The sequence below is a fragment of the Vibrio sp. CAU 1672 genome, assembly GCF_029223195.1.
Taxonomy (GTDB): Bacteria; Pseudomonadota; Gammaproteobacteria; order Enterobacterales; family Vibrionaceae; genus Vibrio.
This window is the reverse complement of sequence record NZ_JARHUF010000001.1, coordinates 151,305-163,728: the sequence shown is the minus strand read 5'-3', so window position 1 is coordinate 163,728 and position 12,424 is coordinate 151,305. Positions and strand designations below refer to the sequence as shown.

The window sequence follows — 12,424 nt, the reverse complement described above, 5'->3', positions numbered from 1 at the left end:
TTTGCATGAATGACAAATTTTTTACAGCACTTTACAGGCAAAACCTTTCAGGTAAAACCCTTCTGGATATGCGGTATCGGTTGGGTGATCTGCTGCCTGTTCAAAGCGCTCGACAAATTTTACCTGTCGGTTTGCATCTACTGCTGCATCAGCAATGATCTTCTGGAACAGCACCTGATCCATCAGACCTGAACAGGAGTAAGTCAGTAGCGTACCGCCTGGTTTTAGGATCTGCATCGCCAACATGTTGATGTCTTTGTAACCTCGGCAGGCACCATTTAACTGGGCTTTGCTTTCTGCAAACTTTGGCGGGTCCATGATCACAACATCAAATTTGGTGCCTTGATCGCGGTACTCGCGCAATAGCTTAAATACGTCGGCATTGAGAAATACCGCGCGTTTTTTGGAAATATCGAAATCATTCAACTCAGCATTGTGCTTGGCCGTGTCCAGTGCAGGTTGAGACACATCAGCATTGATCACGCGTTTTGCACCACCTTTGAGGGCATAAAGGCCAAAGCCGCCGGTATAGGAGAAGCAATTGAGTACTTCTTTATCCTTAACGTATTTCATGGCTTGCTGACGGCTATCGCGTTGATCCAGGTAGAAACCCGTTTTATGTCCACCGACAATATCGACGCTGATCTTGACGCCATTTTCTTCAATTACTACAGATTTAGGCGGAGTTTCGCCATGTAGTACGCCAGTGGTTTCTTGTAAGCCTTCTTTCTTTCTTACTGCGACATCAGAACGTTCATAGATGCTGCAATCAGGAAAACACTCCACCAGAGCATCAACAATTGCCGGTTTGTTGTATTCGGCGCCAGCACTCAGCAGTTGGCAAACGAAAAAGTTTTGGTAACGATCGATGGTCACACCTGGCAGGCCATCAGATTCGGCTGCAACCAATCGGTAACCGGTGAGTCCGTCGCGTTCAATGATATCGTCACGCAGCAGTTGAGCGTTTTGTAAGCGTTTTACAAAAAATGCTTTATTGATTTCCTCTTTTTCAAAGCTCCAAATGCGTGCGCGGATCTGAGAGGCTGGGGAGTATGCCGCTTTAGCTAGCCATTTTCCGTCGTGAGTGAATACATCAACGGTTTCGCCCTGAGCAGGCTCCCCCTCAACTTTATTGATGCCTCGAGAGAAGATCCAAGGGTGCTTGCGCTTAACCGATTTCTCACGACCTTTTACCAGATAGATAGCAGCTGTCATTTTATTAGCTCTTGTTGATACTTTTGAGGGGGCGTATTGTCTGAGATGTTGTGGTTAAAAGCAACATCCCTACGCGAAGCAACGGTTTAGCCGGGCTAAATTCCTCTATCACGAGGACAAAAAAAGGGCCACAGACGTGGCCCTTCAGAGTATTGGGAACGTTTAGGCTTTCAACCCAGTTAACAGTGATTCCATCGTATTGCTCTGTTGTTTGAGCTGGTCGATGTTTTGTGAGGTCGTACTGATCATATTACAGACGTTGTTTGCCTGAGTACGTATCTCCTCAACACTGGCAGCAATGTTGTCGGCGACCACGCCTTGCTCTTCTGCGGCGGTGGCGATTTGAATGCTACTGTCAGAGATGGTTTGGTTTCTGTCTGCCAGAGAGCTAATCTCCTGATTCACTTCTGTCATCAGCGTTTGGCCTTCACTGGCGTTATGTACCGTGGTTTGCATCAGTTTGGTGAGTGACTGGCTGTTTTGCTGCAGTGCCGAGATCATCGCCTGAATTTCAACCGTGGCTTGTTGCGTTCGCCCTGCCAGAGCTCGAACTTCATCCGCGACGACCGCAAAGCCACGGCCTTGCTCGCCGGCACGAGCCGCTTCGATGGCAGCGTTCAGTGCCAGTAAGTTCGTCTGTTCCGAAATGCTGTTGATGGTCGTCACCACTTCGTCAATTTGGGCGGCATTGGTGTCAAGCTCGGCGACCGCTTGCGATGCAGATTGAATTTCATTCGATAAGTGAGAAATGGAGTGGAGCGTGTTCTCAACTTTGACTTGACCTGATTGGGTAACACTGCGTGCATCTTCGGTTTGGCTACTGGAATCTTGTGCCAGGTTAGCAACCTCGCGAATGGTGGATGCCATTTGTTCTGTGGCACTGGCAAGAGAATCGAGGTGCTGTTGTTGGGTATTGGAGATGGCTGAACTGTGATCAATCGACAGGTTCAGATCTGAGCCAATTTGTTGCATTAACGCGACTGACTCTTGGATAGACAACACCAACTTCTGTTCGCGCTCAGCCACGCGATCGATGGTGATGGCTATTTCACTAAACTCATCACGTACGCGGAAATAGTTCATTCGAGCGGTGAGATCACCGTTGGCTAGCGTCGTCAATGCTTGGTTCATCGCGAACATTGCACCGCCGATAAAGGTCATGATGTAGTATACGCCCATGGCCATTAAAACCACGGCTGCGATAAGGATGCCTATTTGGGTGGTAGAAAGGGCAGTCCAGATGGAATGCTCACTATTAGAGGCGACTAAATGGAACGCCCCGTTCATTACTGGCACAGAATCCGGCCCGCTGCCAATGGCAAGCGCTCCTGATGATTGAATTAAGGAAGCAACCTGTGCCTGAGAAAGGTTGCCAGCTTCAATCAGGCTTTTGGTGACGGCCAGCTCTTGTTGATAAATGTGGTCAAGTAACACATTGGTGGCACTGCTCATGACCAGAGTGAGGATGAGTAACGTAAAGAGCGGCAACAAGAACAATAAGTAAAATTTTTCTTGAATTTTGAGATGGATAAGATATTTATCGATCCAACGGAAGGGTATCTCTTTCATAATTATTATAACCATACAAAAACCCACTATCCTTAGTGGGGTGAATTGACAAAAATAATATATCACTCAATTTCAGGGAGAGGTATCGGCATGGATCTAAAGTGTGAGAGGTTTTTAGTAAAAGGTTATGTTCAGGGAGTCGGCTTCCGGTATCACACATCACATCAGGGGTTAAAACTGGGATTGACCGGGTATGCAAAAAACTTAAATGATGGTGATGTGGAGGTGATGGCGTGTGGCAACCCGGATAAGATAGAAGAATTTGCCCAATGGTTGGCTGAAGGGCCTCGTACCGCCAACGTAGAAAGCGTGATCCGAGCCCGTGCATCTTACAAGCCTTTCCGCGGGTTCAAGATTCTTTAAGCCTATATACTGTTTTGGTCATAGCATTCACAGTTTTATCACTGATGTGAACCAAAAATAAGCCTGTTTGCGGGCTAAAACCGCTGATAACATCGTTATTGCTGTTTCTTATGCAATTTTTTCCAGCCAGGCTAACGAGTTTTCGACAGCTAGCGGATTGCTTTTACGGGTTTTCTGTACCCATACTTAACCATCCTGGTATTTGCGGCGCATGTTTTTAAGGCTGGATATGATTTGTGGCATCAGTGACATAGAGATCATCCCGGCCATCAGGGAGTACTGATAAAGAGAGAAGCTTTCCCCGAGCAACACCATACCGGAAACAATTCCTGCGATAGGGTTGGCAACACCACCAAAGGTAAAGTCAACCACAGACATTCTTTGTAGCAACCAAACATACATGCCATAGCCAAACGCTGTGTTGAGGATAATTACCCACAGTAAGCCTGAGATGTTAGAAAAGGAGAGGTTGGTGAGGACCTGTCGGTATTGTTCAGGACTTAGCCATGCCTGAACCCCGGCGATGATCGCTAAAATGATGCCACCGATAATTAACTGCCATGTTAGTACCGTCCACCAGTGAATGCGTGTTCCAAGAGATTTAGTCACACTGCTACCAAAGACAATGCATAAGATTGCCCCTAGCATTGCACTAAGGCCGACGGGGTCAAGTGAAATAGCACGCGGATCAAACAGTAACCAGGCCAGTGCAACGAGTACACTGCCACTGAGTGCCTGAATTAGGTTAGGTTGCCTTTTTTGTACAATCCAGTGGTACAGCATGGCAAACACTGGTACTGATATCATCCCGACTCCTGATATTGCGGAGGGCAAAGTCAATGCCATCACAAAAATCAGGCTAAAGAAGATTGCAATGTTAATCATTCCCAATGTGAGTAGTGGTTGCCAATCGCGGCTGGTTGGTAATGAAGGTTTGATCAGCAGCAGAAGTAACCCGGCAGGTAGTGCGCGAAGTGCGCCTAATAGTAATGGTGGCCAATCGGGTAAGGTGAACTGCGTAGCGGCGTAGGTAGTACCCCAAAAAAAGGCGGGGATCATGGCAAGCAGTATGTTCATGTCAAGTATCTTTACGTTAAGATATTTGTCGTGACTGTACGCCATGTATGCATACTTGTAAAGTATCTTTATGTTAAACTAATTTCCCCAGTTCTTATGTAGTGAAGAGTAATAGCAATGGACGCAATAGATAAAGTCGTTGAGCAGTGGTATCAGCAAAAACCGGAACTGGAGACGGAACCCATGGCCATCCTTGGGCGGTTGCTGCGTATCGCAAAACATCTGGAAACGCAGATAACGGAACTGCATAAAGAGTATGATTTGAAGATGGGGGAGTTTGATGTGCTGGCGACCTTACGGCGTAGTGGCGAGCCTTATCGCTTACTGCCATCAGAATTAATTGCCTCGATGTTGCTAACTTCCGGAGCGATGACGAATCGGCTGGATAAGCTAGAGGCGAAAGGTCTGATCGCTCGTAAGCACAGCCTGGAGGATCGCCGCAGTGTTGCAGTTGAGCTGACCGCAAAAGGTCTGGTGCTTATCGACGAGTTAATGTTACAGCATGTTTCGTTACAGCATGAGCTTTTGCGTCCATTGACTCATGAACAGAAAGGACAATTAAATCAGTTGCTGAAATTATGGTTACCTTTGTTTGAGTAAATAAAATGCAAATGAGAGTAGGAGCTTTAAGATGATGATAGCAAAAGAGCTGACAGAGTATCTGGACAGCTTCATGTGTGCGGAGCCAGGTTTCCCTTTTGGTCCAGAGGCGTTGGTGTACAAAATTAAAGGGAAGATGTTTGCTATCATTGCGCAAAAAGATGGCCGGGAGTATGTCAGTGTTAAAGCGAAACCTGAGGATGGTGAAGTGTTAACCTTTCAATTCGTTGATATTGTGCCAGGATACCACCTTAATAAGCGCCACTGGATTACGGTTTATTTTGATGGCGATGTTGAAGCTGGCTTAATTAGGGACTTGTGCGAGCGTTCTTATGATCTTGTTGTGGCTAAACTAACCCAACGCGAGCGAAAGTCACTGGGGTACAAATAAAAAGGTAAATAATGTTCGTCTTAGGGCGTTAAAAAGTTCGCACCTTTGCTTTGCCGCGACTATAAAAGTGTTAACGGAGTTGCAAAGGAACAGAGTATGCGCGCTTTATCTGAATGGCTAAAAGATTATAGTAAAAGTCATCAAAATCCGATAAATCAAAGAATACACACCATTGCCGTTCCTGGCATTTATCTTTCTGTCGTCGGGCTGATATGGTCCGTCCCACAGATTCCATTGTTTGGTTTTCAGCTGAACTGGGTGTGGATAGCAGTGATCCCTACCTGGGTATTTTATTATCGGCTCTCTCTTAGTGTTTTCCTGATGATGCTTGGTTATACCTTATCTTGTATTGCGTTGATTTGGTGCCTGGAAATATTGGTTTTACCGGTGTTGTATATCTCGATGGTATTGTTTGGTGTGTTATGGATGCTGCAGTTCATCGGTCACAAAATTGAAGGCAAGAAGCCTTCGTTTTTTGAAGATTTACAATTCCTTTTAATTGGCCCTGTTTGGGTATTCAGAAAGCGCTGAATGGATTTGCAGGTAAAGCGCTTCTGATTTTATTCAACCTATGGTGATCATGCGCTGGAGTACCGGCGGAATAAAGCTGCTGAAACCGCGGCGCTAGAGCATGGGGAAAATTTTGTGTTGTTATCGGCCAACAAGTTTATACCGGCCTGACAACCTGACAAACGGGGCCTGCCCACGCTATCTTTATAAGGTAAGTAAAACTCCTTCTGCAGCGTTGATAACGATGGGTGGGAATATGGATAGAAGAGAGCAGAAGTACATCTACTGGAAGGAAGAGCGCAAGAAAGGAAAGTGGCACTACATCATTAAGTCGTTCCTGATGATTAGCTGCGCGTTAATCATCGGCAGGCTGATTGGTCTTGCTATTTTTGACAAGTTAGATTCTTATCAGGAGATTATGTCAATGTTGCCAATCGACGCTGTTCTGCTGATATTAATCGGGCTCCCGATCAGTTTTGCCTGCTGGCATCATGAGGAGTCAAAGTTCTTCCGGGCGCTCAAACGGCGCAGCAAACAAAAACATCCCCACACGTAGCAGTAGGTCATCCTTGCCGGGTACTACCTCAGATCACTAAGCGTGACAGAGAGTACAACTATAAACAATGTCATTTTAAGTCACCATCAAGACAGGCTTCAGCCCGGCTCAGAAAACAAAGCTCATCATCAGGGTATAGAGATTGGCGTCGTTATCTTCCGGTACGTAAATGAAGGCACCATACTCATCATCACGTGCTTTGAAATATTGCCACTCCGCATTAAGTGACACATTGTAAAGCAGGTCATAGCGCAATCCCAGACCATAACTGCTGCCGGTTTGTGCTTCGTCTGCACTGAGTTGCTGGCCATACATCATGTACGAAGTAAAGCTATTGATATTATAACTGGCTGATACATACCAGGCGTTTACTACGTCATTGACCTGGCCTTCCGCGGTGAGTGAAAGCGAGTCGAGTTCATACGAAACACCAAGGGATGCCAGTTGAATATTCTGGTTACGCTCTACGATTTTCATTTTATCAACAAACATTGCTTCACTGCCGGGTATATCCATTATTGTATTCGTCAGTATGGTTTCCCGATCATAATCAGCGTTCATATAAGTCAGGTTCCAGCGGTAATTGTCACCGCTTAACACCACGTTTATCCCCCACATTCTGTTGGTGGTAATGTCCAGCTCGGTGTTAGGGTTATAATTGACATTACTTTCATTGCGCAGCCCGAAAAAGGGGGTTGCTATGACACTTTGTGTGTCGTTCAGTTCATGGTTCCAGATTACCGATAAGCCGTTATATGCGGTAATGCCCAGAACGCTGTTGTAGACCTCTGCAGCCGGCCTTGCTGACGGATAGGCGTGTCCGACAAAGTAATATTCTGACGCCAGAAACAGCGGCATTCTTAACCGCCCGCCACGAAACTGGAAATTTTCATGTGAATAGGCCAGATATGCCCACTCTAATTGAGGTTCAGACCAGTTATCCTGTGGTCGCTTGACCAACTGAGCCGAGGCTTTAAAGGCATTGTGGTAGTAATCGAGTTGTAAGCCGAAGGTGGTGTCACAATCAAAGCAGGTTGAATCATTAATCGCCCGGTTAACCAGCAAGGGCGTTTCGTTATCTGAGACGGCCACAGAGGTAGAGCCAAATCCACTCAGAGTAACGTGTTCAGAAAGCTCTACGGCAGCCAGCGTCGGGAAAGACAACAGATATAACAGTGTTAGGTAGCGAATGTTCTTCATACTAATTCTCCGAACTGACCACATAAAGGACTTGAGCATTGGTAGGCAAGCTGCTGAGCGGGGCATATCCGATACGGTTAGGCTTTTCTCCCATCCATATCAGCAGTGCCTCGATGTTGGCGATTTTAATTACGGTAGGCGGGCGAGCTTTGCCTGAGAACGATAAGCTGGCCCAATGAGCGTTCATTTGAGCCAGGTTTTTGTTCAGTAGATAACGATAAAATTCCGAACGCTCTTCGGAACCGGCCGGCCAGTCAGAAAGCTCTATACGCCTACCTTGTAATTGCTTGGTTTTTCCCCGGTATAGCTTTCTGGCTTTGTGAACGCTCAATGATTCAAAATGTGAGTCGAGAGTGAATATGGCGTACTGCTCTGCCGCCAATGCATGAGCTGCAAACGCATACACAATAACCCCTAACAGTACGCGCCATAGCTTGAATAATGGTACTCTGATTTTAAGCAAACACATCATTATTGGTTTTATACTCAGCTTAAGTTACGTTTTTGATTTGATGTAACAGTTTTTCTTTTCGCACGGGTTTTGGTACATAAGCATCCATACCTGAGTCAAAACAACGTTGGATATCATCGTCTATCACGCTCGCTGTCAGTGCAATGATCGGGGTTTTATCCAGACGGTTACTTTTTTCGTAGGCTCTGATCTCTCTGGCTGCAGTAAACCCGTCCTTAACCGGCATCATGCAGTCCATCAAAATGATGTCAAAATCATGGTCCTGTTGGTACATTTCAACGGCTATTTGTCCGTTTTCCGCGATTTCGTATTGGTAACCTGCTTTATCAAGTAAAAGCGAGGCGACTTTTTGGTTGACCAGATTGTCTTCAACCAAAAGCACTTTCACGGTACTGGTCACTATGTGGTTCGGTTTATCGTTGATGGCCAGATGGAGAGGAGTAGCAACCGGGAGGGGTTCAACAAAATGGGGTGATGCTTCGCAACCGGGGTGGGGCAGCACGTCGATGGCCTTGGTTAATTTATCCTTCAGTACGTTTGCGGTAAATGGTTTGGGTATGTAGTCATCCATTCCGGAATCAAAGCATTTGGTAATATCATCGTCGACGATACTCGCTGTAAGGGCAATGATGGGAGTACGGTATGGACGATTCTCTTCATTTTCTAATTGCCGAATCCTTCGGGTCGCCTCAAAACCATCCATTACAGGCATCATACAGTCCATTAGGATCAAGGAATAACGTTGTGTCCTGAACATATCAACCGCTTCTGCGCCATTAGCCGCTATGTCGTAGGTATAGCCCGCTTTCGCCACATGTAAGGCTGCAATCTTTTGATTGATGGTGTTGTCTTCCACAATTAACAGTCTCGGCTGGTTATTTACTGCAACGTTGAGGGGGACGACTTGCTCGTTAAGATTGAAGCTATCAGTGCATTTATTGATTGCTTTGAGTAACCGTTGACCGAGTAGGGGCTGGGTAACCACCGCAGTTACGTTGTGACCAAAATCGAACTGGACGCTGTGCAGATGCTTAATCAGGCAAAAATGGATATGTTTTGCAGTCAACTGTTTCAGTAGAGAATGGTGCTGCGCTGCAGTATCAGGTTTGCTCTCCATATAAATCACGACAACTGGTTGACCAACAATGACCTCGCGCGGTATGGCTTCAAGGTTGTGATAAGTTTTATTTATTGGGATGTGATAAAAATCCAGTTCATTGGAAATTTGCTCAGCCATTGTACGGTTATCGCAGACCAGCCAAATCTGCATGCCGTGAGTGAACTCTATGGCGTTGTAATTCAATTGTTGTATTGGGCAAGTCAGTGTGAAAGAGAATCGACTGCCGCAGTTTTTTTCTGATTCCAGCTCAATTTTTCCGCCCATGAGTTCTATTAACTGGTTACTGATCGCAAGCCCTAACCCTGTACCACCAAACTGGCGGGTAGTAGAACTGTCTTCTTGTGTAAAAGGTTCAAAAATATACTTTTGTTGCTCAGCATCAATACCAATCCCGGAATCTGATACGGAAAACTCAACCGTGGCCTGCTGGTCTGAAATGAGTCTGGTGCTGACGGCCAGGTGAACGCTGCCGCTATTGGTGAACTTGATCGCATTTGACATGAAATTCATGATGACCTGGCGAATGCGGTGATCGTCGAGAAGTAAGCGATATGGGGTTTCATGATTGATGGAAACCGCCAAGTCGATACGTTTTTCTTTTGCTCGTGGGGAAACGACCGATGCGATGTCGTAAAGTGATTCACGAATATTGGTCGAGTGCGGGCTGATATGAAGCATGCCGGACTCAATTTTAGAGAAATCCAAAATGTCATTTATCAGGCTCAACAGTAGTTGAGAGGATGTTTCTATCGTATCAACATAATCGCGTTGAGTGGCTGATAATGAAGTATCGGCCAGAATTTCTGAAATGCCGATGACCCCGTTTAAAGGGGTGCGGATTTCATGAGACATATTGGCCAAAAAGCTACTCTTCGCTTTACTTGCCCTGATCGCCTGATCTTTGGCTTTTTCAGCATCCTCTTTTGCTAAAGTAAGGTTTAGTTTGGCTTGCGCACGCTCTTCGCTCAGGTCTTTCACCTCTCTGGCAAACTGACTCAGTTCGTCGTGACCACGTATTAGTGTTGCCAAAGATGGCGCTTGCGTAATATCGTCATACTTCAGATAGTTAAGAACCAAATTCAAATTATTGGTAACTTTTCTGGCTAAAGCTAATGCTAAGCTGATCAATCCGAACGTAGTTATGGTAACGATCGAAATAAACAGCAGTTGTTGCTGTTTAGCAACGGAAATAGCATTTGCAATATCAGCTTCTAGCTGCTTTTCGATTTCGGCGTCGACCGCCTTTAACCGTTGCAAGCGTTCATTCAGGGTCTGTAAGCCAGCTTTAAGTTCAGAAGATGAATTTTCACGTTGTGCAGAATGATTGAGCAATAATGAACGAAAGTCCTGACTGAGCGCGAAGACTTCATCGCTAAAGGATTCGATAAACAGCCCAACCTGATTCTGGTTCGCCGTGAGCGTAACAAAGCGCTGGAGAAAAAGCTCCTGACGGCTGATCAGTGCTGAAATCTCGCTAATGATTTCAGCGTGCTCTTCGCTGGTCTGCTGTTTATTTTCTTCAATTAGAACTTTGCTCAAACGATACTCTTCGTTTGACCAAAACATTAACCACTCCATTTGGATAAGAGCAGACAAATGGTTTTTTATTTCAACTGTTGTGTGTTCAAAAGGCACCTTTTCCATCGCGAGCAAAATTTTTGAGTAAATGTCGCTGTTCCATTCTGCCAGGTCGCGCTTCTCTTCCGGATCGGTTAGTTGGAGTAACGCAAGACTGGCCTCCTCAAAGCTGTCGAGTAAAGCCAGTATTTCTGGTGTCTGGTCTGAAAAAATATACTGTGCATCGGCTTTTAGATTTTGGCTGTCAATCAGGATACGGCGTGTTGCGTTTGCCGAGTCAGCTGTATAAGGCAGTTCGTAGAGCAGTGATGCCGTGTCTAAATACTGTGAATATAACTTGGCTTTTTCGACATCGCTGGCTTGATTTGACAAGGTTGCAACTTGCTGCCCTGCAAGGAACAGCAGCAGTAGGATGGGGGTGCAAACTAAGCTAAACAGCTTGTACCTTACCGACCAGTCATGCCAAATAAGTCGCTTCACCTTTAAAATCCCATATTCATTAGGTAGATATGCAAAGTGTAGTTTAATTGGGTCGAGAGTTACGGACGACAAAGAAAAAGTTGTGTGTTTTTAATATATTTGTAGTTCAGTTAGCAGTTTTATACGGGGAGATTGGCTACTGCCATTGTTAGGTGTAGCGGGTGAGTGGGTGCATAGCTTACGCGATGCTTTTATTTTTTTGTTAAGCAGGTAAAGTGAAGGGCTTTTAACGATATGATCAGGCGTATGTCGAGTCCTAAATTAGTACTGATCCGCGGTTTACCGGGATCGGGTAAAACCACCAAAGCTAAACAATTGTCTCGAGCTTTACAGGCAAGGCACTTTGAAGCCGACATGTATTTTGAAAACGACCAGGGTGAATACGTCTTTGACCCCGCGAAATTAACTGAGGCACATGAGTGGTGCTTCCAGCAAACGAAATACTGGCTTGAACAAGGTGTGCCGGTTGTGGTGAGCAATACGTTTGTCCAGCGCTGGGAAATGGACAGGTATCTTGATTATTGCCGCGAACATCATATTGCGGTAGAGGTGTTGGTTTGTCGTGGAGAATATGAGAGCCTGCATGGCGTGCCACCAGCGACCATCAATAAGATGCGCCGCTTGTGGCAAGAGTAACCAGCATATCAGGCGCCGTTACTGACCGCGGCCATCGATCATGACCACCAGGGTTTTGCTCATGATCCAAAGGTCAGTTGTAATCCAAGATGCAAAAGAGCGTAAACTCAACGCGTAGCTGTGGTCAAAGCCAACTTTGCTTCTTACGTCTTCAATGCATGCGTCATAACCCTGATTTACCTGGGCGAGCCCGGTAATGCCCGGTAAAACTCCATAGGTTCGCTCGACAAAATAGGGAATTTCACTTTCCAGCTTTTGATAAAATGCTGGACGCTCCGGGCGGGGGCCGATCAATGACATTTCACCTTTCAATACGTTGAACAGTTGTGGTAATTCGTCCAGGCGGGTTTTACGCAGAAATCGGCCGACGACGGTAATGCGAGGATCATTTTTTGTCGCCCAAACCGCCCCCGAGGCTTGTTCTGCATCAACATACATAGTACGGAATTTCATGATCTCAAACAGGGTCATCTGTTCCGGAGTTGCTTTGCCTACTCTTAACTGACGATAGATCACCGGACCTTTTGAATTGGCAACGATAGCCAGTGCGATCAGGGGAAACAAAGGTAAGCAGATCAGCAAGATACATAGCGAGACAATTAAGTCAAAAGTGCGTTTGGCCAGATATACGTTGCCATCATAATGTGGGGTTTTCAT

13 protein-coding genes are annotated in these 12,424 nt (G+C 45.8%); 6 read left to right on the top strand and 7 right to left on the bottom strand.

What is annotated here, in order from left to right; translation table 11 throughout:
* Nucleotides 1–21: 21 nt before the first annotated feature.
* Together P2G85_RS00735 and P2G85_RS00730 are read right to left on the bottom strand one after the other, a co-directional pair.
* A complete protein-coding gene (locus P2G85_RS00735; RefSeq protein WP_275862192.1) occupies nt 22–1,215 on the bottom strand; it encodes a class I SAM-dependent methyltransferase in 1,194 nt (397 codons plus the stop codon).
* A gap of 162 nt (nt 1,216–1,377) precedes the next feature.
* Nucleotides 1,378–2,784 carry a methyl-accepting chemotaxis protein gene (locus P2G85_RS00730; protein WP_275862191.1) on the bottom strand — a complete coding sequence of 469 codons (1,407 nt, stop codon included), beginning with the start codon at nt 2,782–2,784 and terminating at the stop codon, nt 1,378–1,380.
* 90 nt (nt 2,785–2,874) lie between these two features.
* Between P2G85_RS00730 and yccX the strand changes: the two genes are divergently transcribed.
* Nucleotides 2,875–3,147, top strand: a complete 273-nt coding sequence (gene yccX, locus P2G85_RS00725; protein WP_275862190.1) for an acylphosphatase — start codon at nt 2,875–2,877, stop codon at nt 3,145–3,147.
* A gap of 186 nt (nt 3,148–3,333) precedes the next feature.
* Here the strand turns inward: yccX and P2G85_RS00720 are convergent, their stop codons facing one another.
* On the bottom strand, nt 3,334–4,224 hold the full coding sequence (locus P2G85_RS00720) for an EamA family transporter (RefSeq protein ID WP_275862189.1): 891 nt from the start codon (nt 4,222–4,224) through the stop codon (nt 3,334–3,336).
* A 117-nt stretch (nt 4,225–4,341) separates the two neighbouring features.
* Here P2G85_RS00720 and P2G85_RS00715 point away from each other — a divergent pair, with 117 nt between their 5' ends.
* From P2G85_RS00715 to P2G85_RS00700, 4 genes are all read left to right on the top strand, one after another.
* A complete protein-coding gene (locus tag P2G85_RS00715) occupies nt 4,342–4,824 on the top strand; it encodes a MarR family transcriptional regulator (RefSeq protein WP_275862188.1) in 483 nt (160 codons plus the stop codon).
* 34 nt (nt 4,825–4,858) lie between these two features.
* Nucleotides 4,859–5,215, top strand: coding sequence for an MmcQ/YjbR family DNA-binding protein (locus tag P2G85_RS00710; RefSeq protein ID WP_275862488.1), 357 nt, complete (start codon nt 4,859–4,861; stop codon nt 5,213–5,215).
* A gap of 96 nt (nt 5,216–5,311) precedes the next feature.
* Complete coding sequence (locus tag P2G85_RS00705) at nt 5,312–5,746, top strand: Mpo1-like protein (protein ID WP_275862187.1); 435 nt, start codon at nt 5,312–5,314, stop codon at nt 5,744–5,746.
* A 235-nt stretch (nt 5,747–5,981) separates the two neighbouring features.
* Nucleotides 5,982–6,281 carry a hypothetical protein gene (locus P2G85_RS00700; RefSeq protein ID WP_275862186.1) on the top strand — a complete coding sequence of 100 codons (300 nt, stop codon included), beginning with the start codon at nt 5,982–5,984 and terminating at the stop codon, nt 6,279–6,281.
* Between the two features lie 108 nt (nt 6,282–6,389).
* Here P2G85_RS00700 and P2G85_RS00695 read toward each other — a convergent pair whose 3' ends face one another.
* The 3 genes from P2G85_RS00695 to P2G85_RS00685 are packed head-to-tail and all read right to left on the bottom strand — an operon-like array spanning nt 6,390 to nt 11,131.
* Nucleotides 6,390–7,481, bottom strand: a complete 1,092-nt coding sequence (locus P2G85_RS00695) for a porin (protein WP_275862185.1) — start codon at nt 7,479–7,481, stop codon at nt 6,390–6,392.
* Nucleotide 7,482: 1 nt separating this feature from the next.
* On the bottom strand, nt 7,483–7,950 hold the full coding sequence (locus P2G85_RS00690; protein ID WP_275862487.1) for a hypothetical protein: 468 nt from the start codon (nt 7,948–7,950) through the stop codon (nt 7,483–7,485).
* Nucleotides 7,951–7,972: 22 nt separating this feature from the next.
* Nucleotides 7,973–11,131 (bottom strand): response regulator, encoded by a 3,159-nt coding sequence (locus P2G85_RS00685; protein WP_275862184.1) that lies wholly within the window; start codon nt 11,129–11,131, stop codon nt 7,973–7,975.
* Nucleotides 11,132–11,377: 246 nt separating this feature from the next.
* Between P2G85_RS00685 and P2G85_RS00680 the strand changes: the two genes are divergently transcribed.
* Complete coding sequence (locus P2G85_RS00680; protein ID WP_275862183.1) at nt 11,378–11,767, top strand: ATP-binding protein; 390 nt, start codon at nt 11,378–11,380, stop codon at nt 11,765–11,767.
* A gap of 18 nt (nt 11,768–11,785) precedes the next feature.
* On the opposite strand, the gene P2G85_RS00675 is transcribed toward P2G85_RS00680, so the two are convergent.
* Nucleotides 11,786–12,424 (bottom strand): sugar transferase, encoded by a 639-nt coding sequence (locus P2G85_RS00675; RefSeq protein ID WP_275862182.1) that lies wholly within the window; start codon nt 12,422–12,424, stop codon nt 11,786–11,788.

What these genes read in the sequence shown, in the direction of transcription:
- P2G85_RS00735 (WP_275862192.1), bottom strand. Translation starts at nt 1,215, where the DNA reads ATGACAGCTGCTATCTATCTGGTAAAAGGTCGTGAGAAATCGGTTAAG.
- P2G85_RS00730 (WP_275862191.1), bottom strand. Translation starts at nt 2,784, where the DNA reads ATGAAAGAGATACCCTTCCGTTGGATCGATAAATATCTTATCCATCTC.
- yccX (WP_275862190.1), top strand. Translation starts at nt 2,875, where the DNA reads ATGGATCTAAAGTGTGAGAGGTTTTTAGTAAAAGGTTATGTTCAGGGA.
- P2G85_RS00720 (WP_275862189.1), bottom strand. Translation starts at nt 4,224, where the DNA reads ATGAACATACTGCTTGCCATGATCCCCGCCTTTTTTTGGGGTACTACC.
- P2G85_RS00715 (WP_275862188.1), top strand. Translation starts at nt 4,342, where the DNA reads ATGGACGCAATAGATAAAGTCGTTGAGCAGTGGTATCAGCAAAAACCG.
- P2G85_RS00710 (WP_275862488.1), top strand. Translation starts at nt 4,859, where the DNA reads ATGATAGCAAAAGAGCTGACAGAGTATCTGGACAGCTTCATGTGTGCG.
- P2G85_RS00705 (WP_275862187.1), top strand. Translation starts at nt 5,312, where the DNA reads ATGCGCGCTTTATCTGAATGGCTAAAAGATTATAGTAAAAGTCATCAA.
- P2G85_RS00700 (WP_275862186.1), top strand. Translation starts at nt 5,982, where the DNA reads ATGGATAGAAGAGAGCAGAAGTACATCTACTGGAAGGAAGAGCGCAAG.
- P2G85_RS00695 (WP_275862185.1), bottom strand. Translation starts at nt 7,481, where the DNA reads ATGAAGAACATTCGCTACCTAACACTGTTATATCTGTTGTCTTTCCCG.
- P2G85_RS00690 (WP_275862487.1), bottom strand. Translation starts at nt 7,950, where the DNA reads ATGTGTTTGCTTAAAATCAGAGTACCATTATTCAAGCTATGGCGCGTA.
- P2G85_RS00680 (WP_275862183.1), top strand. Translation starts at nt 11,378, where the DNA reads ATGTCGAGTCCTAAATTAGTACTGATCCGCGGTTTACCGGGATCGGGT.
- P2G85_RS00675 (WP_275862182.1), bottom strand. Translation starts at nt 12,424, where the DNA reads ATGAAAACCCCACATTATGATGGCAACGTATATCTGGCCAAACGCACT.